General features: G+C 49.3%; 21 protein-coding genes. All 21 read right to left on the bottom strand.

The window, feature by feature from the left end:
• Positions 1-242: 242 nt before the first annotated feature.
• The gene (cobK, locus tag G598_RS0106000; protein WP_026766177.1) at positions 243-1,019 is read right to left on the bottom strand and encodes a precorrin-6A reductase; all 777 of its coding nucleotides are present in this window, start codon (positions 1,017-1,019) and stop codon (positions 243-245) included.
• Entirely contained in the window at positions 1,016-1,771 is a 756-nt protein-coding gene (gene cobJ, locus G598_RS0105995; RefSeq protein ID WP_026766176.1) for a precorrin-3B C(17)-methyltransferase, read from the bottom strand. Before cobJ ends, cobK begins: the two co-directional genes overlap by 4 nt.
• Positions 1,759-2,856, bottom strand: coding sequence for a cobalt-precorrin 5A hydrolase (locus tag G598_RS0105990; protein WP_211221512.1), 1,098 nt, complete (start codon positions 2,854-2,856; stop codon positions 1,759-1,761). The genes cobJ and G598_RS0105990 overlap by 13 nt, the downstream gene beginning before the upstream one ends.
• A gap of 14 nt (positions 2,857-2,870) precedes the next feature.
• Positions 2,871-3,626, bottom strand: a complete 756-nt coding sequence (cobM, locus tag G598_RS0105985) for a precorrin-4 C(11)-methyltransferase (protein ID WP_026766174.1) — start codon at positions 3,624-3,626, stop codon at positions 2,871-2,873.
• A gap of 32 nt (positions 3,627-3,658) precedes the next feature.
• Positions 3,659-4,237, bottom strand: coding sequence for a precorrin-6Y C5,15-methyltransferase (decarboxylating) subunit CbiT (gene cbiT, locus G598_RS0105980; RefSeq protein WP_026766173.1), 579 nt, complete (start codon positions 4,235-4,237; stop codon positions 3,659-3,661).
• Positions 4,238-4,250: 13 nt separating this feature from the next.
• Positions 4,251-4,571, bottom strand: a complete 321-nt coding sequence (locus G598_RS0105975; protein WP_026766172.1) for a hypothetical protein — start codon at positions 4,569-4,571, stop codon at positions 4,251-4,253.
• Positions 4,572-4,586: 15 nt separating this feature from the next.
• Positions 4,587-6,110, bottom strand: coding sequence for a hypothetical protein (locus tag G598_RS0105970; protein WP_026766171.1), 1,524 nt, complete (start codon positions 6,108-6,110; stop codon positions 4,587-4,589).
• Positions 6,111-6,200: 90 nt separating this feature from the next.
• A complete protein-coding gene (gene uvrB / locus G598_RS0105965; protein ID WP_026766170.1) occupies positions 6,201-8,246 on the bottom strand; it encodes an excinuclease ABC subunit UvrB in 2,046 nt (681 codons plus the stop codon).
• An 80-nt stretch (positions 8,247-8,326) separates the two neighbouring features.
• The gene (locus G598_RS0105960) at positions 8,327-9,400 is read right to left on the bottom strand and encodes an HD-GYP domain-containing protein (protein WP_026766169.1); all 1,074 of its coding nucleotides are present in this window, start codon (positions 9,398-9,400) and stop codon (positions 8,327-8,329) included.
• A gap of 435 nt (positions 9,401-9,835) precedes the next feature.
• The gene (gene tkt / locus G598_RS0105955) at positions 9,836-11,839 is read right to left on the bottom strand and encodes a transketolase (protein ID WP_026766168.1); all 2,004 of its coding nucleotides are present in this window, start codon (positions 11,837-11,839) and stop codon (positions 9,836-9,838) included.
• Positions 11,840-11,997: 158 nt separating this feature from the next.
• Positions 11,998-12,360 (bottom strand): chorismate mutase, encoded by a 363-nt coding sequence (gene aroH / locus G598_RS0105950; protein ID WP_026766167.1) that lies wholly within the window; start codon positions 12,358-12,360, stop codon positions 11,998-12,000.
• Between the two features lie 29 nt (positions 12,361-12,389).
• On the bottom strand, positions 12,390-13,988 hold the full coding sequence (locus G598_RS0105945; protein WP_026766166.1) for an ABC1 kinase family protein: 1,599 nt from the start codon (positions 13,986-13,988) through the stop codon (positions 12,390-12,392).
• 21 nt (positions 13,989-14,009) lie between these two features.
• Complete coding sequence (locus tag G598_RS0105940; protein WP_026766165.1) at positions 14,010-15,632, bottom strand: ABC-F family ATP-binding cassette domain-containing protein; 1,623 nt, start codon at positions 15,630-15,632, stop codon at positions 14,010-14,012.
• A 32-nt stretch (positions 15,633-15,664) separates the two neighbouring features.
• Positions 15,665-16,417, bottom strand: a complete 753-nt coding sequence (locus tag G598_RS0105935; protein ID WP_037363383.1) for a glucosaminidase domain-containing protein — start codon at positions 16,415-16,417, stop codon at positions 15,665-15,667.
• A gap of 52 nt (positions 16,418-16,469) precedes the next feature.
• On the bottom strand, positions 16,470-17,747 hold the full coding sequence (locus G598_RS0105930; RefSeq protein ID WP_026766163.1) for a hypothetical protein: 1,278 nt from the start codon (positions 17,745-17,747) through the stop codon (positions 16,470-16,472).
• A 41-nt stretch (positions 17,748-17,788) separates the two neighbouring features.
• Positions 17,789-19,390, bottom strand: a complete 1,602-nt coding sequence (locus G598_RS0105925; RefSeq protein WP_026766162.1) for an NAD(P)/FAD-dependent oxidoreductase — start codon at positions 19,388-19,390, stop codon at positions 17,789-17,791.
• A gap of 8 nt (positions 19,391-19,398) precedes the next feature.
• A complete protein-coding gene (locus G598_RS0105920; protein WP_026766161.1) occupies positions 19,399-20,352 on the bottom strand; it encodes a CdaR family protein in 954 nt (317 codons plus the stop codon).
• Positions 20,349-21,188, bottom strand: coding sequence for a diadenylate cyclase CdaA (gene cdaA / locus G598_RS0105915; RefSeq protein WP_026766160.1), 840 nt, complete (start codon positions 21,186-21,188; stop codon positions 20,349-20,351). Before cdaA ends, G598_RS0105920 begins: the two co-directional genes overlap by 4 nt.
• Before the next feature lie 180 nt (positions 21,189-21,368).
• Positions 21,369-22,418: a branched-chain amino acid aminotransferase gene (locus G598_RS0105910; protein WP_272867097.1), complete on the bottom strand. Its 1,050-nt coding sequence runs from the start codon at positions 22,416-22,418 to the stop codon at positions 21,369-21,371.
• Positions 22,419-22,526: 108 nt separating this feature from the next.
• A complete protein-coding gene (locus G598_RS0105905) occupies positions 22,527-24,092 on the bottom strand; it encodes a bifunctional ADP-dependent NAD(P)H-hydrate dehydratase/NAD(P)H-hydrate epimerase (RefSeq protein ID WP_026766158.1) in 1,566 nt (521 codons plus the stop codon).
• 3 nt (positions 24,093-24,095) lie between these two features.
• Positions 24,096-24,467 (bottom strand): holo-ACP synthase, encoded by a 372-nt coding sequence (gene acpS, locus G598_RS0105900; protein ID WP_026766157.1) that lies wholly within the window; start codon positions 24,465-24,467, stop codon positions 24,096-24,098.
• Positions 24,468-24,478: the final 11 nt, after the last annotated feature.

Genomic DNA, 24,478 nt, shown 5'->3' with positions numbered 1-24,478 from the left:
CTTATCATCGCATTCACCTCCCCTATACGAATAATTATACCATGCCTTGATGGGCATTGTACTATTTCTGTATCGGAAAGTAAGTTTGCTTAGGTTGCTTAGATTTTTTATCGGTTTTTATCAACTTTTTATAAGTTATGCTTGACTGTTAAAAGCCTCCTTGTGTGAAAATCTTTTAAATCTTACATCTTTTCAGTATTCCATATTCGCCACAAAAAAAATAATCCCTGCCATTGCAGAGATTATTTATCATTAGCATGCGACCGCACAAAGGACAAGATATCCTCGTAATGATGCCCCATACAGGGATATGCAAGCTGCGGGCGGTCAATCAGCACGATGGGCAGGCCCAAATCCTTAGCTGCCGCTAATTTGGTATCCGTTCCGCCAATGCTGCCGCTGTTTTTCGTGATGATAACCTGCGCCGCATACCTGCGGAAGAGCTCTTTATTTAATTCCTTGGAAAAAGGCCCCTGCAGGGCTACGATATGCCCGGCATCAATGCCCAGGCTCTCACACAGGGCAATAACTTCAGCCGTGGGCAGAACTCTGGCCGTCAGTTCCGCATCTTTTAAATGCGGACTATGGACGAACTTTTCCAGATTGCGGCTGCCGGTGGTGAGAAATATCCTCTGCCCCAGCTGAGACGCCGCTTCTGCCGCTTCCTCATAGCTGTGCACCACCGTTATCTTATCGTAAGCCAGCTCGGTCAAATCGCGCTCATAGCGGATATAGGGGATGGACAAGGCACAACAGGCTGCCATCGCATTGCGGCTGACATTGACCGCATAAGGGTGGCTGGCATCTACGAGCAGACTTATCTTCTGTTCCTGCATATAAACCTGCAGCGCCTGTTCATCCAATGGCTTATCGTTAATCAAACATTTCTGCCCGCAGGCATGGGCAAGGAGTTCCCCGCCGTAACGACTGACCACGGATGCGGCTACATCATAGCCATTTTCGAGCAGCATTTTGGCTATCTCCCTGCCATCCTGGGTGCCGGCCAGCACGAAAATCATAAGCCCGGCTCCTTATTGCCATAGCCACGCGGGGTAATCATATAGCCGTCCTTCACGTAGGTCATGGAGTTGCCGATGATGACCAGGGAGAACATATTGATTTCCTGTTTGGTGAAATCCTCCAGCGTGGAAATGATTTTTCCTTCGCCTGCACGGCTGGCCGCCGTAACAATGCCTACCGGGGTATCCGCCTTACGATGCTTCAACATGATTTCCCGCACCCGCTCGATATTTTCCACCCGTTTCTTGCTTTTGGGGTTGTAAAGCGCCGTAACGAAATCCCCCTGTGCGGCCATCTCAATGCGTTTTTCAATGGTTTCCCAGGGCGTCAGCAAATCCGACAGACTGATTACGGCAAAGTCATGCATCAAAGGCGCGCCCAAAACAGAGGCTGCCGCATTGACTGCCGAGACACCGGCAATCACACCGCCAAATTCCGGACGGCTCTCCTGCGGCTGCTGCAGGACAAGTTCCAAGACCAGACCAGCCATGCCATAAACGCCGGCATCACCACTGGACACCACAACCGTGTTGTGTCCCTGTACGGCCTCGCTGACGGCCATCTTGCAGCGGTCTATCTCCTGCATCATGGCCGTGCCGATAACCTTGCGCTCGCCCAACAGGGATTCAATCAGTTTGATATACGTGTTATAACCGGCAATAACCTCCGCCTCTTCAATGGCCTGCCGTGCTCTCGGCGTCATGTCCAAAAGACTTCCGGGGCCAATACCCACAACCGTTATTTTTCCCATATCAATGCCACCGTCACTTTTTCAAAATTCGTTTTTCTAAGGGCAATCCTGCCCCCTCTGGCTGCGACAGAGCAAAACGCTGCCGCCTCACAAACATTGCCAATGCCGATACGTTTTTTGACAAAATCCGATTCGTGCAGCTGATGCGTATCAATCATCTGCTGCATTTTATCATTTTCATAGAATCTTACTGGACGAACCAGGCTGTCCCCAGCATAGACAATGCCCGGTTCATGCTTTTTGACTATGGTGCTGGCCAGCTCATCAATAAAGGAACGATCCCTGCCAATCATACGGCATGCCGCATCCAGAGCCGACATCACGAGTGCCGCAGGCGTTCCCTTGCGGCAGCCTACACCGGCAATAAGTCTGCGCGGCGTAAGGCAGAGAATGTTAGACGGCAGTTCTGCCAAAGATGGCAACCTCTGCTCACCGGTAATAACCACTTCCAGCTGCTCCTTTTCCTGAGGAAGCACAGTGAACAATTGGCTGGACACATATAAATCCGCAGTCTGTCCTTCCTGCTCCAGACGCCGTTTGTAGAAGACACTATGCGGCAGGGAACGGTCAATACGCCAATGAACCGTTTTCCCTGCCAGCAGGCCTGCGTTGATGGTCTTGATTCTGACCTTTGGCCAGGGACGCAGTCCCAGTCTCCCAGCCAACACATCAGGTGCTGCTTTTTCATTCAAATCCGTAGCGGTTGTAATTACCGCACTCGCACCTATTGACTGGCATATCTGACGAGTCAGTTCATTTGCTCCGCCCACATGCCCCGACAACAAGCTGATGCCATGTTTGCCCTGTTCGTCAAAAACCACCACAGCAGGGTCAGTGAGCTTGTTCTGCAGGAACGGCGCAATTGCACGCACCACAATTCCCGCAGCCATGACAAAAATCAAGCCCTCATAAGCCTTAAAATTGCGTTCTGCCGCCTCACGGAAATTTCCGAAGGTATGCACCCGCCACTTTTTCTGAGTGTCCTCGTCTGGGACCATTTTTTCACTGACATAGATGTCCACATATTCATCCAGGCACTGCCGGATATTCTGTGCCAGCTGCAGCCCCTGCACAGTCACAGCCATACAAGCCAATCGCATTATTTCACAGCCTTTCGGAACATATGGGAAAACTCCGGCGCATAAAGACGGGATAGTTCATAATCGGCCCCCAAACAGCGGCTCACCACAATCATCGCGGTACGGTCAATGTCCTTGCCTTCAATATCCTGAACAATGGTCTTTAAGGTGCCACGGACGATTTTCTGCTCCGGCCAGGATGCCCGCTGCACAATGGCAATGGGCGTATCTTCTGCATAGCCGCCCGCCACCAGTTCCTCGACCACCTTATCGAGCATGGTGATGGACAGGTAAATGCACATAGTGGACTGATGCTGGGCAAGACTCCGCAGTTTCTCCGGTTCCGGCACAGGCGTACGACCTTCATTACGGGTGATGATTACCGTCTGACTGATTCCCGGCAGGGTGTATTCCTGCTGCAAGGCCGCCGCTGCCGCAAAGCAGGAACTGACGCCCGGCACAATGTCAAAGGCGATGTTCTTCTTGCGGAAAGCATCCATCTGTTCCTGAATCGCTCCATAAACAGACGGGTCCCCCGTGTGCAGGCGCACCGTCATCTTACCTTCTTTTTCTGCCTGTTCAATGGTATTTACCACATCATCGAGCGTCATCGAAGCAGAATTATGAATCTGCGCATCCTCGCGGCAATAATTCAACAATTCCGGGTTAACCAGTGACCCGGCATAAATAACAACATCTGCCTCTTTTAAGTATTTAGCTCCTTTTACCGTAATCAGTTCCGGGTCTCCCGGCCCTGCTCCCACAATATGTACCATTACCGTTCCTTCTTTCTCGTCTGTCTCATCGCTTATTTTTTCCAACAGGTCACAATATAGATGGGATTATTCGCCTTTGCCATATCATACGTTCCCACCTGCTGCAAGCGGGTCACCTGTACCTGAATCGCTTCGTAAACATAGATATCCGAATGGCTTCGCATAAATTCAATGCACTGCATCAGCGTCTGCACAGTGATGCAATTAAGCACCAGCCGCCCCGTCTGTTTCAGCTTCGGCGTAACCGTCTCCAAAATCTCCGGCAAATGGCTGCCACTGCCGCCAATCAATATGGCATCAGCTGCCGGAAGGTCTGCCAGCCCGTCAGGCGCTTCTGCCTGAATCACCTTTACATTGGTCACAGCAAAATTAGCCGCATTGGCGCGAATGAGATTTATCCCCGCACTGCTGCGCTCGATGGCATATACCTCGCCTTTAGGTGCCAGTCTGGCCGCTTCAATAGATATGGAGCCTGTACCCGCACCAATATCGTAAACCACCGCATCCGGAGCAATCTGTGCCTTGACCAGGCTTAGAATCCGGATTTCCTGTTTGGTCATCGGTACATCCTGACGAATAAATTCTTCATCGGCAATTCCGAGAAAATCCATGCCTTCTACCTCCCTATCTGCCTAAGAACAGGTGCAAGACGAGCCATACCGCTACGCCTACGCCTACCAATACCAAAATCACCGGCAGGGCCACAAAGAACAAAAAGGCCAGCACAGCTGCGACACCGGCTATCATCAGGGCCCGCTGCCACCAGTTCCCACGACTGGATAAGAGGTCCTGCCAATTCAGCGTATGAATCCGCACGCCCCTATAGCCGAAATCAGTCCGGGACTGTTCATCGTCACTGTTGCTGCCCTCTTCAATGGTCACCCCATCATAATCATTGCGTTCCTGCCGGGACATCACCCGTACTTTGCCTTCTTCCTGTTCCATGGCCCCTCACCTCGCTCAATAATAGAGACTCTTGATAAATGCTTCTTCTGTCAAATAACGCGGGTCAAAAATTTCACAGTCCAGCGTTTCATGAATTTTTTTCATACAAGCCCGCACGCTCCTGCTGTCAATACCCAACAAATCATAAATCTCTGCCTGTCCGGACAAATCCACACCATTTATCTGGGCAAATTTCAACAACAGGGCCGTCAGTAAAATATCATCTGTTTTTTCAACGGCAGCTACCGTCACATAGTCCATAAAAAATTTGACCAGCAAGCCCACTTCAAACTTACTAAAGCCCACATGTCTTGCCACCCGCCGCAACATATCAATATCCGCCGCAAACAAATCCGCTGTTTCCGGATTATCCGGCAAGGCCTGTATCGCATGACGGCTTTTCACTACATTCAATTGCGCGTAACCGGCTAAGATTTGCAGGGTATGGCGCACTACCCCCCCATGACGAGCAAAAAAATCCTTTATCTCCGCCTGCGGTTTTTGCACCTTGAACAGCTCGAACTGCCGCAAAATCACATCCCGCATACGCTTTTGTAGTTTAGGACTCGCCGTAAGGGTAGTGATATAGTTAAGCAGCATAACGCCATGAGAATGAATATGTCCATACAAAATACAATGATTGTAATTTCCTAAAGCTAGTTCCGGCACAGGCAATTCAAAGTTTTCCCCTGTAAAGAAATTGCGGCAGCTCACAAAATCTTCTCCCACAGCTTCAATACAAAATACCGTAAACCGCGAGCGCAATAAATCCCGCAGGATATCCTGTTCAGAAGTGGATAATTTATCCCGCTCATGCTCATAATAGTAGCGCAAAGGCGTATCGTCCGAAACAATCAGATGGTAATCAAAGAGGAAGAAATCCCAAAAGCCAAACCAGAAGCCACGCCGTTCCTCTTCCGGCAGGGAATCCTGACCATCATAATCCGGACCGGCATACATAATCACAGCTCTATCCATATCCCGCTGAAAGACGGCCTTCTTATAATAATCATCAATCCGATGTAAAAGCTCGTCGAGCATCTTATTCAAGCGCTGCATGGTTTCCGGAGGAACCTCCTCCATATGCTCCAAAGAGCTATAGAATTCATCGCCGTTCCGTCTGTCTGGCAGAAAAAAATAGCCGCCTTCATAAAGAGAATCTTTAGCTGCCGTCAACCCCTGCCGATAATCATCCGTCTTACGAGTGCGTTGCAAATATTCGTAGAACTTATCCGTTGCCGAAAAGAACTTATTGATATCTGCTTCAGCCAGCATGAAATCCGGTTGGTCATTGGCATAACGATAAATGATTTCCTGATAATCATAGACCGTCAACGAACCCAAGGAATAAAGATTCAACTGATCCACATAAGTAACGAGCAGTCGGATAACACTCCAAATCCGCTTCAGTTCATCATCATCTGCCCCATGCCAGGCGTTGCGCCGTAAATAAGCCTCTACGGTGTCTTGCGGAACAATCTGACCAGCGGCTGTATTTTCTTCATAGAATTGTTCAACCAGTGAATATACATTACCCATACAACAGGAACCTCTGTATCTTTATAAATTAACAAAAACATTATATCATAATAGCCGCTATTGTTCAAAAAGAAGAAGCTTTGCCCTGTTTTATCCTTTTTCCTTGGTTTTGGGCAGGCTGCTGTCCAGTTCCAAAATCATATCCCGTAATTCTGCCGCCCGCTCAAATTCCATTGCCCGAGAAGCTTGCTGCATCTCACGCAATAGCGTCTTAACGAGATTTTCCTTGTCTTTCTTGGAAAGTTTTTTCTTCTTTTTACCAATCCCTGCGGTATAACTTGCAGCCGTTTCCGCGACCAAAGTAGTCTCAATCAGCGGTTTAATGGGCTTGATAATCGTCTGAGGCACAATACCATGTTCCCTGTTATAGGCCTGCTGGATTTCCCGGCGGCGTTCCGTTTCGTCCATGGCCCGTTTCATGGAATCGGTAATCCGGTCTGCGTACATGATAACCTGACCATGCGCATTGCGGGCAGCACGGCCGATAATCTGGATCAGCGATGTATCCGAACGCAGGAAACCTTCCTTATCCGCGTCCAGTATGGCAATCAAGGACACCTCCGGCATATCCAGCCCTTCACGCAAAAGGTTAATGCCGACCAGCACATCAAATTCCCCAGCCCGCAAATCGTGAATGATTTCCGCCCGCTCAATGGTCGCAATATCGGAATGCAGATAGCGAACCTTTACGCCTGCCTCCTTCAGAAAATCGGTAAGGTTCTCCGCCATCTTCTTGGTCAGGGTCGTGACAAGCACACGCTCATTGCGCTCAATGCGCAGACGGATTTCCGTCAGCAGGTCATCAATCTGCCCCTCCAAGGGCCGCACCTCGATTTCCGGGTCAATAAGCCCCGTCGGACGAATCACCTGTTGGGCCACCTGCTGGGCCTGTTCCTTTTCGTACTTGCCTGGAGTGGCCGACACATAGATAATCTGATTGATACGCGCCGCAAATTCCTCAAAGGTCAGGGGACGGTTATCAAAAGCCGAGGGCAGGCGGAAGCCGTTTTCCACCAGCGACACCTTGCGGCTCCTGTCCCCCGCATACATGGCATGTATCTGCGGCAGGGTCACATGGGATTCGTCCACGACAATCAAAAAATCTTCCGGGAAGTAATCCAGCAGCGTATAGGGCGCGTCCCCCGCCTTGCGATGGGTTAAATGGCGGGAATAATTCTCGATCCCCGAACAATAGCCCATTTCCTGCATCATTTCCAAATCGTAATTAGTACGCTGTTCGATGCGCTGCGCTTCGAGCAATTTGCCATTTTCGCGGAACATTTTGAGCTGAACATCCAGCTCATCACGGATATCCTGCATGGCAATCTTCATATCCTCGTCTTCCGTTACATAATGGGAGGCCGGAAAGACCATCAAATGGGTGCGCTCGCCATAGACTTCACCAGTCACCACATCAAATTCCACCATACGGTCAATCTCATCGCCAAACAGCTCGATGCGCACCGCCCGGTTGTTATAGCCTGCGGGAAACACTTCAATCACATCGCCCCGCACCCGGAAACGGCCGCGCTCAAAGGCAATGTCATTGCGCTCATAGCGAATCTGCACCAGCTTGTGCAAAATATCCTCCCGCGGCACCTCCTGCCCCTTATGCAGGGACAGCACCATTTCATGGTAGCTTTCCGGCGAACCCAGGCCATAGATACAGGAAACAGATGCTACGATAATCACATCCCGGCGCTCAAAGAGCGAACAGGTGGCGGAATGACGCAGTTCATCAATCTCATCATTGATGGACGAATCCTTTTCAATATAAGTATCCGTAGAGGCAATATAGGCTTCCGGCTGATAATAATCATAGTAGCTGACAAAGTAGCCCACATAATTTTCTGGAAAGAACGCCTTGAACTCACTAGCCAATTGTGCAGCCAGCGTTTTGTTATGGGCAATAACCAATGTCGGTTTTTGCACCTTCTCAATGACCTTGGCAATGGTATAGGTCTTGCCCGTCCCTGTAGCACCTAATAGCACCTGCGCCTGCTGGCCGTTTTCAACACCTGCCGCCAAATCTTCAATGGCTTTGGGCTGATCACCCATCGGTTCAAAAGGCGCAACCACCTTGAATGGTATCTCCTTATCAAACTGCATGGTATTTAATTTGGGTACCATAGCCATAATTCCTCCTCCCCTTAAAAAGGCTCAATGGAAATTATCGCAAAATCTCCATTGAGCCTGAGGCTATATCCTGCTATCAATCACACTTCACTAGCTGTCAAAATGCACTCCACCTTGACCCCGCGATTCTTGTTCAAATCATAAAACTCACCTTTATCCGTCTGTACCACGGGCAAGGAGCGAATCCGGCTTTCGTCCAAATAAACAATACGTCCTTTTTCGCCATTGGTCAAGCGTACCCAGTTGCCATTCAGTGCATGCGACAGTCGTTTGATAAAAAGCACCCCATATTCCGTATCCAGCTTGCCGTCCAGTATATCATCATAAAGAATGGCAAACACATCAAAAGGCGAACGGCGCTTGGCAAATACCCGGTCACTAGCCATGGCATCATAGATATCGAGAATGGCCAGTATTTTGCCAAAACGGGATATGCTCTCCCCTTTGAGATGCAATGGATAACCTGAACCATCACAGCGCTCATGGTGCTGCATGACCCCCATCATAATATCCTGATTGGCATTCAATGTAGTTCTTGCCAGCGTATCGTGGCCATACTGTGCATGCATTTTAACCTGCTCAAATTCTTCTGGCGTAAGTTTCCCCTGTTTTTCCAGCACAGCAGGCGGAATCAACATCTTGCCGATATCCAGGAACAGCCCTGCAATGACCAGATTGTACTGGTCAAGTACCGACATGCCCAACCAACGACCCATTAAACCGGCTAAGATACCCACATGAAGACAATGATGTATCAGATAAGACCCCTCATGCTTCATATTATGAATCTGCGATACCGCCTTCGCCCCATCACAAAGCTCGGTAAAGTTCCGCTCATCCATAATATTTTGCAAATCAGCAGCATTAAATTCGCCCCGTTGAACCAAGCCTTCAAACATAACTACCAATTGCTGATAAACCGTGTTATAGCACACGATATAAGCATCATCCAGTAAATTCTCCTTGCTGGGCATGGCCGGTGGCTCCTGCTCTTCAATATAAACCGAAAAAATCGGTCTGTCCAGCAATCCATAAATCATTTCCTTGGTTAAAATCGTTCCCGTACTGATAAGCGTATTTCCCTGCTCATCTGCGATATCACGGCCAACCTTCATCCCTGCCCGCAGGCTCTCTACTGCATATACCTTTAGCACAAGCCCTCATCCTCTCCAGCCAGCTTTCGTTTACGTTTATTAATCTCTATTGATTATAGCGCATTTCCATGAGTTTTACCATAAGAATTTAATATATTCGAAGCACAAGGCTAAGGGCAGGAGGGGAATAACTTTCGGCTGCTTAGACAAGCTTGTCAAACGCTGCCGAAAGCCATTCCCCTCCTGCCCTTCTTAGTTTTAGCACATAAACTGCGTTATAATCTATCTTGCTGCTCACCCTAATATCACAGTGTACCTCCCGCAAATTGGTTTTATTACGTTTGGTCAGCTTATCTTTGCAATACAATCATAAGTACGCAATAAGCCCGCCCTGCTGGTGATAGCTTTCCGCAGCGTTTGACAAGCCTGTCTAAGCGAAGGAAAGTTATTACCAGCAGGGCGGGCGTCTTATTTATCTCGATGTAAACCTAACGATTATTTGTTCTCGCTTACAACCTTGCGCACAACCTCAGCCACATGGTCAACGGTGAAACCGAACTTCTCGAAAAGCACAGCTGCCGGTGCAGAAGCACCGAAGCCCTTCATGGAAACCGTAGCACCATCAAGGCCTACATACTTACCCCAGCCGAAATCGCTGAGTGCTTCCACAGCAACGCGGGCGCGAACTTTCTTCGGCAGAACGCTTTCTTTGTATTCAGCACTCTGGTGCTCGAAGAGGTCCATGCAAGGCATGGAAACCACGCGGACATCTACGCCTTCACCAGCCAGTTTAGCCTGCGTATCCACAGCCAGCGAAACTTCGGAACCGGAAGCGATGATGATGCCGTCCATCTTGGCAGCATCTTTGGCTTCGGATACCACATAAGCACCCTTGAGGGCTTCCTTGGAGGAACCAGCCAGCTGCGGCAGGTTCTGACGCGTCAGTACCAGAGCCGTCGGGGTCTTTTCGCTGGTCACAGCCAGGTACCAGCCTGCAGCCGTTTCCGTAGCATCTGCCGGACGGAACACGTTGATATTGGGCTGGGAACGAAGCATAGCCAACTGTTCAATCGGCTCATGCGTCGGACCATCTTCACCAACACCGATGGAGTCATGCGTCAGGACATAGGTCACAGGCAGGCCCATAAGTGCAGCCAGACGAGCCATCGGTTTGATGTAATCGCTGAACACGAAGAATGTTGCTACATAGTTCTTCAGACCGCCATGCAGGGTGATACCGTTAGCCATAGCTGCCATAGCCAGTTCACGCACACCGAAGTGCAGGTTGCGGCCAGCGTAGTTAGCCTTGGAGAAGTCACCAGCGTCCTTCATGTCCGTCTTATTGGACGGAGCCAGGTCAGCACTGCCGCCAAAGAGGTTCGGCAGAATGTCTTTGAGACGGTTAATCATCGTACCGGAAAGAGCACGCGTTGCCTGAGCCTTATCTTCATAAGCCCAGAAGCTTTCGTCGTTCAGCAGAGCCTGAGCGTCAACCGGCGCATGGAACTTATCCCATTTTGCCTTGAGTTCCGGGAATTTAGCGCAGTAGTCAGCAAAGAGCTTATTCCAGGCAGCTTCTGCTTCAGCACCCTTCTTTGCCTTTTCTTCATAATGTGCATAAACATCCTGCGGAATGTTGAAGGTCTTTTCCGGTTCCGGCCAGCCCAGATTTTCCTTGAGGGCCTTGACATTGTCCACGCCGAGCGGTTCACCATGAGCGCTGGCCTTGCCCTGCTTAGCCGGGCAGCCATAGCCAATCTGGGTCTTAACCGTGATAAAGGACGGATGTTCCTTATCTGCCTTGGCAGCTTCGATAGCCTTGCCGATAGCATCAAGATCCGTACCATCTTCAACCGTCAGCGTCTGGAAGCCGAAAGCCTGCATGCGTTTTTCCACATTTTCCGTGAAGGCGATATCCGTGCTGCCTTCGATGGAAATGTTATTGGAATCGTAGAGAACAATCAGCTTGGAGAGACCGAGCGTACCAGCCAAAGAGAAGGCTTCGGAGGAGATACCTTCCATCATGCAGCCATCGCCGCCCAGAGCAAAGGTGTAATGGTCAACCACATCGTAACCAGGCTGATTGAATTCAGCGGCCAGATGTGCTTCCGCCATTGCCATACCTACAGCCATACCCATACCTGCACCCAGCGGGCCGGTCGTAGCTTCAACGCCTACCGTATGACCATATTCCGGATGCCCCGGAGTCAGCGAACCGTCCTGGCGGAAGTTCTTCATATCGTCCATTGTCAGGCCATAACCGAAGAAATGGAGCAGCGAATAAAGCAGCGTAGAACCATGACCGCCAGACAAAATAAAGCGGTCGCGATTAGCCCACTGAGGGTTCTTCGGATTGTGGTTCATGTGGTTAGCCCACAGCTCATAAGCCATGGGAGCACTGCCAAGTGGCAGACCAGGATGGCCGGAATTTGCTTTCTGCACAGCATCAGCGGCCAATACACGAATAGCGTTTACACAAGTGGTATCGATGTTACTCAATGTGATCTCTCCTTACTAAAAAAAGATTCGTTTTATCACAAACACTATTCTACAAAAAAAAATGGAAAATGTACAGACCCTTTGCCCATTTTCCATTAATTTCTTTTATGGTTTTTTAAAAAACGATTATCGATAATTACGTTTTCATACAATGAAACTTAGAAGTTTCGCAAGTCAGGACGCAGCTCCTGTGCTTTTCCCATATAAACATGCTGAATATCCGCCTGCTTGATTTCCGTATCGACGAGCAGTAATACGCGAATGCAGCGTTCCATGGATTCGTCTACCTCAGGTACCCGGGTGTCGAAAAGGGGCACCTTGTCAAAGCCATCCATCTGCCGTGCTCCCGTTGCCGGAAACCCTGCGGTCAAATCACTGGTACAACTGAAGATACAAGCACCGATATCCTCCGGCTTCACCTTGTTGCGCCGCAGAATCTGTGACAGCAGCATTCTTGCTGCCTGCCAGATTTCCTCCTTCTTGTTCTCCCCGACTACAATTGCGCCGCGAATTCCTCTCATAAATCATTCCTCCTCATTTGCCTGTGAAATCAAGGTTCTTTATGAATTTCCCAAATGATTCTCAGGCTAAGTATAAATGCGATTAAATATCCCAACACACCTAATAGGGGTATTTCCATTATTTTAGGCGTCATCTGCGTTGTACAAATCGTACTTGACCCCAGCAGCAACGCCGCTACCAGCACCGCTAGTATCACCTTGTTGATCATGCGGTCAAGATGCCGCAGAGGTTCTTCTGACCCCGTAACATCAAGATTCACCTTGGTCTGGCCGCTCATGGTCATTTTGAGAATATCCGAAATCTGTTCGGGCAGCTGGGCTGATTTTTTTAAGAGCATTACGCCTTCCTGTTTGGCCTTTTCGAGCTCGTCCTTCCAGTCAAAATTCTTCTTGTAGTCCACAGCAAGGCTGCGGGCAAAGATTTCCACAAAGCTGACCTTCGGACAGCAGAGCCGCATAACGCCTTCTACCGTCAACACGCCACGCGCAAACATCGAAAGCCCCTGCGGACAGGTAATGTGATGCACCCGCATCAGATTCATAATCTGACGGGTAAGTACCCCCATCTGCAATTCGCTGAAATCCAGGCTGCTGTACTGTGCCAGCATGGCATCAATATCCTGATAAAGCGCCGTATGGTTGATTTTCCCCTTAACAATCCCCAGGGAAAGCACCGCCGCCTTCATTTCAAAAGTATCGTGATGCGCTAAAGAGTATATCGCCTTGCGGATAGCTGCCCGGTCGCGGCTGGATAACCTGCCCATCATGCCCAAATCCAGCCAGACAATGCGGCCATTGCGAATCCAGATATTGCCGGGGTGCGGGTCTGCATGGAAAAAGCCATCTTCGATAATCTGCCGTACATAATTTTCCCCCAGACGGCGACCCAACGTATTGATATCATAACCTCTCTCTTTGAGTTTGGCAAAATCATCAATGCAAATACCATCCACATACTCCATCACCAGAATATGCTGCATGGAGAGATTGCGGAAAACCCGCGGACAAGTTACATAATCCACATCACGGTTGAGATGGGCAAATTCTTCAATATGGTCAGCCTCCATGAGAAAGTCCATTTCCTGCTTGGCAATGGTCCACATTTCATCGAGCACCATATTGAAATCGATAACATCCTGAGAGCGGCTTACCACTTTCAGTAGTGTAGCCGCCCGCTTCAACAGGACGATATCCTTGCTCATCACCTCGTATATACCGGGCCGCTGTACTTTCACGACAACCTTTTCCCCGGTTGTGAGCACTGCCCGATGAACCTGCGCGATACTGGCTGAACCGATGGACTCCTCGTCAATGTAGGAAAACACCTGATTCCAGCGGCGGCTGTACTCCCGTTCGATGACCTCCAAAATGGTCTTGAACGGCATGGGTTTGGCCTCAGTCTGCAGTTTCATCAATTCATCGCAGTATTCCGGCGGCAAAAAGTCCGGGCGCATACTCATGACCTGCCCCAGCTTTACAAAAGTGGGGCCAAGGTCTTCCAGTATCTGCCGCAGCTTTTCCGGCGTAACCCCTTTGACGATATCCCGCTTGCGGAGCACCGCCACCATTTCCTTCAGACGTTTGGCCGTCCCGGCATCTTCATTTTTCTTAAAGAACTGTTCCAGCATAGCACTGGCTCCTTTAAACCTTTACTTTTTGCTGTATTTCTCTGCTAACTGCTGCTTTACCGTCTCGTTGGCCAGGAAGTCATCATAAGTCGTTACGCGGTCAACTACCCCGTCCGGCGTAATATCAATGATGCGATTGGCAATAGTCTGCACGAACTCATGGTCATGGGATACAAAGAGTGCCGTGCCGCCAAAGGCGATAAGACCGTTGTTGAGTGCCGTAATGGATTCCAAGTCCAAATGGTTGGTCGGTTCGTCCATCAGGAGGACATTGGCACCGGAGAGCATCATCTTGGACAGCATGCAACGCACACGCTCACCACCGGAGAGTACCGATGCTTTTTTGAGGCTTTCCTCACCAGAGAACAGCATACGGCCTAAGAAACCGCGCACAAAGGTTTCGTCCGGATCCTTGGAATACTGACGCAGCCAGTCCACGAGAGACAGTGACACGCCATCGAAATAAGCGGAGTTATCAGCCGGCAGATAAGCCTGCGTAGTCGTTACGCCCCACTTGAACGTACCTTCATCGGCTTCTTCTTCGCCCATGAGAATCTTAAAGAGCATGGTCTTGCCAATGCTGTTCGGGCCGACAAAGGCCACTTTGTCGCCACGCTTCAGCGTGAAGCTGACATTTTTGAGCACCTGCTCACCGTCAACGGTCTTGGAAATGCCGTCCACCTGCAGGAGCTGGTCACCAGCTTCGCGGTCCGGCGTGAAGGCAATGTACGGATAACGGCGGGAAGACGGCTTGATGTCCTCCACTTTGATTTTATCGAGCAGCTTCTTACGGCTGGTTGCCTGCTTGGATTTGGCAGCGTTAGCGGCAAAGCGGGCAATAAAGTTCTGCAGTTCCTTGATTTTTTCCTCAGCCTTCTTGTTCTGCTCCTTCTGCAGCTGCAGAGCCAGCTGGCTGGACTGATACCAAAAGTCATAGTTGCCGGCATAGAGCTGAATGGCGCCGAAGTCCACATCGCAGATATAGGTGCAGACCTGATTGAGGAAGTGACGGTCATGGGATACCACGATAACGGTATTTTCAAAACCAGCCAGAAAATCTTCCAGCCAATTGATGCTTTCTACGTCCAAATGGTTGGTCGGCTCGTCCAAAAGCAGAATATCCGGATTGCCGAAAAGTGCCTGTGCCAGAAGTACACGCACCTTTTCCTTGGCCGTAAGGTCTGCCATCTTCATGGTGTGTTCTTCTTCGGGAATGCCCAGACCATTCAAAAGGCGGGCAGCTTCGGATTCTGCATCCCAGCCGTTGAGTTCGGCAAACTCTGCTTCAAGCTCCGATGCCTTCATGCCGTCTTCTTCGGAGAAATCCGGCTTAGCATACAAGGCATCTTTTTCGTCCATGATTTCGACCAGACGCTTATGCCCCATGATAACCGTACGCAAAACTTCATAATCATCGAAAGCATAATGGTCCTGCTGCAATACAGCCAAACGCTCGCCCGGCGTGATTTCGATATTGCCGCCAGTCGGTTCGATCTCACCAGACAGCAGCTTTAAGAACGTAGATTTACCGGCACCGTTAGCACCGATGATGCCATAGCAGTTTCCTGGCGTAAATTTCAGATTTACGTCTTTATAAAGTACACGTTTGCCGAATTGTAAGCTAACATTATTGGTCGTAATCATAAATTATTATTATCCTCTCATCTTGTAATTAATTAACGTGACAACATTTCGCGGAACATACTCATAATGCTCTGCCCATAGGTATAACCTGGAACTGCCCAGCGGCCATTGAGATCTGTCCAGCTGTTCAGTGTTCGTGTTCCATAGGTACCGCGCACCAGTCCATAGCGGGGGTCTACCACCTGTTCACTCGGCTGGCGGGTAGATGCATAGGCCAGCAAATGCTGAATCTGCGCCCGTACCCCCAGCTTGGCAGAACTGAAATAAGCGCCCTTCACATCACTGCTGGTTGTCCCCAGCCCACAGTAATTGTTTTGGTCAGGAGTCACTGTTCCTCCATAGCGGAAAAAGCCTGTTTCCTTTAAGGCCTGAGCAAACGCCACATCGGGACGAACGCCCTCGCGTGCGCCCTCTTCATAATAGTAAGAAACAAGCTCCTGCGGCGAGACCGAAATATCCGGACGTGGATTTACACTAAGAAGATAGTTCACACATTGTTCCTGACTGGCCAGTGGCGTCCCCATAATCGAATCATCATAAGCCGATACGGTCTGATGTACCTTAATGGTGTTTTCCACCTTCTCCACAGGCGGATGCAGAATCGCATCAATCCGGGATTCCAAGCTCCGCGTTCCGCGTTCCACCGTACGGGTGCTGCTGCTTCCCATTTTAAGCTTATGATGCGTATCCACCTTGGTTTCCATTTCCGGATTCATCGCCAAATGACGGGCCTCACTATAATCCGGCATTGCTAAAGCCAAACTGCCAGCCAGCAGGCCAGCCATAACCACTCTCGAACAACGGTCAAATATCACGAACAGTACACTCCTTAACTTATCAAAACATACTTCCATAGACATAATAAAGGGCAAATATGCCGCTTATCAACCACACACTTCCTGCCACCTGCCGAAATCTCCCGGACACGCTCATAAACAACGCATAACCGATTATTGAAGTCCCCAAAGCCGTGGCAAAATCTCCGCTCAAGAACAACAACAAAACCAAAACGCTGACCGCCAGCACCTCGGCACGCTGCTCCTCCTTCTGCTCAGACAGTGGACAATGTTTTAATGTATTTAGCAACAGATAAAATCCACTGCCCGCTAATACAGGCACTGCCATAGCAGGAAATTCTGCGGCAGAGGCAATAATGGGTTCACTAAATAAGGCCAATGCAAAAAACAGCACTACAGTTCCAAGAGTCTTTCTGCTGTTTTGGCTCATGGAAGCTGCAACCGAAACAGGTGAAACCACCAATGGCGGCACACCGCATACTGCCCCTGCAGCGCCCAGCACAAACAGGAAACGAACCCCCTCAGCAGGCTTACCTGCCCGGGATAATGATGCAAATGTGCTCCAATGAACTGCGCTGAGCAGAACCAGCAGGCTGAACACCGTCACCCCATAAAAGACACGGCCCTTGGCATCCGGAACACTAAAGGATAGCTGCCCTATCACCTTATCCAGTCCTTCAGGGAGGAAAAATGGTGCCTCAGGAATCACCCAAAAACCTTCAACAAAGGTAACCATTCCCACAGCCACCATGCCGATAAACAAGGCACTGCGCCAGCCTCCAGCCACCAAAACCAAGGTCAGTACAATGCCGGCCATACTCCAGTACATCAGTGGGTCAGCAGCGTCTCCCAGCATCATGACCTGCCAGGGAGATGCAATTACAATACGCCCCATTTTTAATCCCAAACCGATTAAAAATACAGCCAGTGCCAGCTTAATCCCCCAGGGAAATATCGCCGGCAATTCCCGGCAGGGAATATATTTACTGCCCCACCAAAAGAGCAAGCCCAGAACCGATGACAGAAAACTGATTCCCAATACAGCCTGCCAACCCAGACCATGTGAAACAGCCACGATAAAGACCAAATAGCCGGTTACCGTTAGTGATGGTACCAACACAACACCATACCGCTTGAACGCAGACCATAAGGTTCCCACCAGCGACAGCAAAACACCTGCTGTAAAACTGCCGGCAAAATCCATTCCAGCCTGCTGCAACATGGAAGCCACCGCTGCAAAAACCGCCAAAGACGCCATCGCCATAGTCACCCCGGCGAAAATATCCCGGCAAAAACGCATAAACAGTTCATCCTCCATATATCAACTTCATTTTAACACAAGAGGGGATAAAATGACAATTACTGAGCAGTTAAAAACATCTCTGCTGCCTTCATGCCATCAACCGCAGCACTCATAATGCCGCCAGCATAACCAGCACCTTCCCCCATTGGATAGAGTCCATTTATGCCCTCTGCCAGCATTGTTTCCCGGCTGCGGCAAATTCGGCAGGGAGCAGAGGAACGTGCCTCCACGCCGGTCATCACTGCACCTCTATCGGCAAATCCCTTGATTTTGCGATCAAAATGCGGCAAAGCACCTTCCAATGTCTTCGTCAGAAAATCCGGCAGACAGCGATGTAAATCCACTGCCTTTACTCCTGGCTGATAGGACGGCGGGGTCAAAAACTGCGTAGAACCAAAGGTGCCCCCGAGGAAATCCCCTACGGTCTGTACAGGCGCATGATAATTCTTGCCCCCCAGTTCAAAGGCCAGCTTTTCCAGCTTATCCTGCAGATTCATACCTGCGAGCACTTCCTGACCAAAATCTTCGGGGCCGACCTGCACTAGTAGAGCACTGTTGGCTACACCGGAATCCCGTTTGTAATTGCTCATGCCATTCGTACAAACCTGCCCATGCAAAGAAGTCGCCGCTACGACCTGCCCACCAGGGCACATGCAGAAGGAATATGCTCCCCGCCCGGTAACGGGGTCTTTATAAGTCAGCGCATAATCAGCTGTCGGCAGACGGGGATTTCCCGCGTCCTCACCATATTGCGCCCTGTCGATAAACTCCTGCGGGTGCTCAATACGCACACCAACGGCAAAGGGTTTTGCCTCCATTTTTAAGCCTTTTCCCAAAAGCAGACGGTAAGTGTCACGGGCAGAATGGCCTATGCCCATAAAGACCTGCCGGCAGGCAATGCGCTCTTCATCATTGACCATTACGGCCTGCACCTCGCCCCGCTCTATCTCCATATCCGTAACCTGCGCACCAAAGCGGACTTCGCCACCCAGGCGGATAATTTCCTTACGGATATTTTTTACCACACCCTGCAACAAATCCGTACCGATATGCGGTTTATGCAGATAGCGTATCTCTTCAGGCGCCCCAGCAGCAATAAAGGCTTCCAATACATCTTGTATATGTCCGTCACTGATACGGGTAGTCAGCTTGCCATCAGAAAAAGTCCCTGCACCGCCCTCACCGAACTGTACATTGGAACGTTCGTCCAATGTGCCTGTCTGCCAGAAAAAATCGATCGCCGCTTTACGGCTGTCCACATCTCCGCCACGCTCCAAAACCAACGGGCTCCAGCCAGCCTTAGCCAAAGTCAATGCGGCAAACATTCCTGCAGGACCAAATCCCACCACCACAGGCCGTAAATCATCGGCTGCGCGCGTGCGGAATTTTTGTGGTGCAATCCTTTTCGTTGCCACGATTTCCACATTCTTATCTTTGCGCAATTTCTGCAGTACCTTTTTTTCCGGCATATTTACCGCTACGTCCAACATATAGACGAACTGCACCGGTGCGCCATGATAGCGGCGGGCATCTACAGCCTTACGCACAATTACCACCTCAGCAACAGCCTGAGGTGGTAATTGTAATCGTTTGGCTGCAAGTGTTTCCAAGGGGCGTTCATCATCAAAAGCCACCTGTAAGTTTTTTATACGAATCACTTGAACCTTCACTCCATACCTTTACTTGTTTTCTTCGTCTTTACCACGATATGCGCCAAAACATCATGATTGGTTACGGTCACACCTGGCGGAATCTCCAGCTTAACCGTTTTATTGGTGTTCTTGTATACATCTGCTAACGAAATCTTTTCCGTGTTTATCGACTTCAAATTAGCGATTACGTTTTCTGCACCAGCAATCTCAATCTGCAGTGGTTCCGGTTTAATTGCAACCAGCTCCAGCCTGCTGTCCAAATCATCACCAGGCACAGGTGTTATCGTCACAATCTTTTTCGTCAGCCCTCTTGCCATCTGCACAGCCACATACATTGTGGCAGGCTGGATTGTTAAACCGGACACTTCCCGGCCATCTGCATTAATCGCCGTCAACGGCACCTGCAGAGAAAAATCGGACTCATTCTTGCTGGTCAATCCCACATAACCAATAAGCCTGTCCACTTCATTTACCAACGAAGACGGCCCTTCTATCGTGACCTCATCACTGGCCTGCGTTACGCTGGCTACCGTCACTCCACTGGCAGGTGAACCATTGACACTGATATCTGCCCGTACCTTGCGCTGCACAATGGGGTCCAGCGTAACTTCCATACTATCCGGATACACATCAACCAGTTCAAACCCCTGCGGCATATCTACCCGTATTTTATAGAGATTTGTGCCCGCTTCAGCCCCGCGCAGATCCACATATGCATGAAAATCCACATCGTTATTGTTGACAAAAAGCGAGCGTACGCCCCGCACGGTAATTTTGACCGTATCCTCCCCTTTTGTCACCTTATACCCTTCAGGCACATTGACCAGCTGAACCTGCGCCGTAAAACTCCCCTCTGTAGACGGATTCTGGTCATTCATGACATAACCCCAAAGAATTACCGCCACAAAAACAGAAGCTATCTTAGCGGCCCAATTACGCTGAATTAAACTGCGAAAGCTGGAAATCATTTCTTCTTCCTCCAGTTCATTACCATGTCTTTAAGATTTGTCTTAGGGACAGCAAAGACAGGCATCAATACCTCCTTCAAATATTCCGGACTCAAATGCCGCATGATATGTCCATTTTCTGCAACAGAAATCGTCCCCGTCTCTTCACTGACCACAACAATCAAGGCATCGCATTGCTCAGAAAGGCCAATTGCCGCCCGATGGCGGGTTCCTAATTCCGTGGAAAGTGTACGATTTTCCGTCAGCGGCAAAAGGCAGCCCGCAGCAATCAGACGATTGCCCCGAATAACCGTAGCGCCGTCATGCAGCGGGGTATTGACGATAAAGACATTCAACAAAAACTCTGCCGATATAAGCCCGTCAATCTGTATACCTGTGGCACTGACATCATTTAAGCCCATGTTGCGCTCAATAACCAGCAGTGCCCCTGTTTTCGTAGCAGCCAGCTGCTTAACCGCCTTGGTGATTTCATCGACCAAATGTCTGGCCTGCTCATCATCGAGCAATGCCGCTGAGCCTAAAAAACGCCCCTGTCCCAAATGCTCCAAGGCGCGCCGTAGTTCCGGCTGAAAGACAATGGGCAATGCCACAAACAGCAAGGTCACGGTTTTTTGCAGCAGCCAGGATATCACATGCAAATCCAGCCAGCTGCAAACCATAGTCACCGCCAGCAGGACCAGAATACCTTTTACCAGCGTAATCGCCCGAGTATCCTGCAGCATTTCATAAACTTTATACAAGATTGCCGCCACTATCAGAATGTCCAACACATCAAACCACCCAATGGTGGAAAGAATCCCATGAAATTGTACTGGCAGTGTAAAATCAATCGGCATAAAACAAAACTCCCTAGTATTACATTCCTATTATATCTTTACTCACTATTATAAAAAGAATTCGTGTTCTTTGTAAAGAATTCCTTGTCTATATCGTAAAAAGTTTACGCCTTTTTTCTTAAAATAACATGAAAAAAGAGAATCTGCCAATAAAAATCAGCAAATTCTCTTTCACTGCGCTTATTTAATTTCGCGAATCCAGCCTTCCGGTGCTTCAACCGTACCAAGCTGCACCCCGCGGAGAGTGTTATAGAGTTTAGTGAGTACAGGGCCCATTTCCTGCATACCGCTCGGGAATGTGATTTCCTTATCTTTGGATACCACTTTGCCTACAGGGCAAATAACAGCTGCCGTACCACAAAGACCAGCCTCGGCAAAATCTTCCAGTTCTGTAAATTTCACCGGACGATGCTCCACCTTGTAGCCAAGATTTTCAGCCAGTGTTACCAACGAACGGCGGGTGATGGACGGCAGAATAGAACCGGACTTCGGCGTTACGATAACGTTATCCTTCGTGACGAAAAGGAAGTTGGCACCGCCTGTTTCTTCCACATAAGTACGGGTAGCAGCATCCAGATACATATTTTCATCAAAGCCATTCTCATGCGCCAGAATGTAGGGATGCAGGCTCATGGCATAGTTAAGGCCGGCTTTGATATCGCCCGTACCATGTGGTGCTGCACGGTCAAAATCGCTGACACAAATCGTAATGGGTTTAATGCCGTTCTTGAAATATGAGCCTACCGGCGTCCCAAAGAGGCGGAACTGGTATTCATCCGAAGGCTTAACGCCAATAACCGGGCCTGTAGCAAACAGATACGGACGCAGATACAGTGCACCACCGGATTCATAAGGCGGAATCCAATCCTTGTTAGCTGCTACCACCTCATCTACCGCTTCCATGAACATTTCCTCCGGCACAGGCGGCATAACCAGACGCTTGGCCGAATCCATCATGCGCTTGGCATTTAGATCCGGGCGGAAGGTAACGACGCGTCCATCTTTGGTGCGATAGGCCTTCAATCCTTCAAAAACCTCCTGGCAATACTGTAAAATACCAGCACACTCATTAAGTACAATGGTCGCATCTTCCGTCAAACCACCTTTTTCCCAGTGCCCATCTTTATAATTGGCCACGTAGCGCTTGGTAATCGGTTGATAGCTAAAACCTAATTTTGACCAGTCAATATTTACATTTGCCATGCTAAAACCCCTTTTCTTTTTCCTCAAAGTAACTACATTTTATTCCTGTGATATACAAATGTCAAGATTTTCGCCATATTTTTACTAAAAACCAACCGATTTTACAAAACCGTGCGCATGCACCAAACAACTGTATTACGATATATGCATTTGTTTCTGACGCAATTCTTTTAACGCAGCTGCCAAATTTTCCCGAATATCACCTGCCATTAACGCTTCACCTTTTTCGCTATAAGCAATATCACCAGCCCGGCCATGAAGATACACCCCCACGAGCGGCGCCAGTTCACTTTCCGTCTGCTTCATTAACCCGGCTATCGTACCAGCCAGCACATCACCACTGCCAGCAGTGGCCATACCGGGATTGCCAACCATAGACAAGAAAATCGCACCGTCTGGATAAGCCACCAACGTACATTCACTTTTTACCACCAATACACATTGATACTCCGCAGCCGCTTCCCGTACAATAGGCAGCAACGATTCACGCAGTTCCGACACCGAAACGCCCAAAAGACCGGCCATTTCTCCCAAATGCGGTGTGAGTACAGGCACCTGTGGCAGTTTGCTTAAATCGTCCGGCTGACTATTAAAGGCAAAGATTGCATCAGCATCCATAATGAGCGGCTTATTCACCTTTGCTGTAAACATGCGGATTAACTCCTGTGTTTCCATAGAACGCCCCAGTCCCGGACCGATAAGCACGACATCATGGCTTTGGGATAGTTCAAGCAAGCGGGTCAGCGCCTTTTCACCACCCAAAATCCCTGCGGTACTTTCTTCAATCGGCTGTACCATCACTTCCTGAAGCTGTCCTGCCAAAACAGGCTGTACGGAAGCCGGTACGGCCAGCGTGACTACACCCGCGCCAGCCCGCAGAACTGCGGTTGCAGCTAAAGCAGCAGCACCAGTCATGCCCAGTGAACCTGCCACAACCAGAATCTTGCCACAATCCCCTTTATGCACAGATTTCCCCCGCAACGGCAAAAGTGTTTTGGCCAGTTTTTCATCCAGCAATGACTGCTGAATCCCATCACTTTGCAGAAGTGCCTGAGGAATCCCTATATCGTCCACAATCAGCCGACCGGTCATATCGGCACCAGGGCTTAGCAAATGGCCTACCTTGGGAAGCCCCATTGTTAAGGTCATATCGGCAATTACCGCTACAGTAGAAATCCGCCCTGTATCTGCCTCTACACCACTGGGAATATCTATCGATAACACTTTCTTCCCCGCATTATTGATTTCTTCAATCAAGCGCAGAACCTTCTTTTTCAGTTCACCATTAAAACCAGTCCCCAAAATACCGTCTAAAATACCATCTGTAAATTTCAGAGCCAAATGCAACCGATTCCAATCCCGATCCTCATCCAAGCCATGTACTTCAATTCCCATTTTGTCACTGATTTTTTTCATGCTGGAAGCTGATGGTTTTAGATGATCTGATTCACAGGTAAGAAAAATCTTGATTTTTGCTCCCATATTATGGAGATATCTTGCTGCAGCAAAAGCGTCACCACCATTATTTCCACTGCCAGCCAGCACACAAATAGTCTTGCCTTCCACCGTCTCCAATAAATGTTCCATCGCCTGTGCTGCCCTGTGTCCAGCATTTTCCATCAGCAAAAGTTCCGGCAAGCCGTAATCCTCTGATGCCAATCGATCGATATTCCGCATTTCTTCGCTTGTCGCTATTTTCATTTTTTATGCCTCCACTACACACTGCGCCGCTGCATATTCTTTTGTATGCGTCAGCGACAACCAAATATTCTTGATTCCTTTTTTTTGGGCAAAATCTGCAAAATATCCCTTAAGACTAACCTTCGGACAGCCTAATGCATCAGGCAGAATCTCCAGTTCTGTAAGGCATCCTCCTCGCAGCCCCGTACCAAATGCTTTTAATATAGCTTCCTTGCCTGCAAAACGGGCAGCAAAACTTTGGCCAGACTGCTGTCCCCGGCTTCGGCAATAATCAATTTCCCTAGGAGTAAAGACTCTATTTACAAATCTTTCCTGCGCAACAGCCTTATCTATCCGTGCCACTTCCACAATATCGATGCCTATACCTGCAATCAAAAAAAGTCCCC

It is taken from the genome of Selenomonas ruminantium subsp. ruminantium ATCC 12561, from assembly GCF_000424065.1.
Taxonomy (GTDB): Bacteria; Bacillota; Negativicutes; order Selenomonadales; family Selenomonadaceae; genus Selenomonas_A; species Selenomonas_A ruminantium.
The sequence above is the reverse complement of the archived record's forward strand: the minus strand, read 5'-3'. Positions and strand labels throughout refer to the sequence as shown.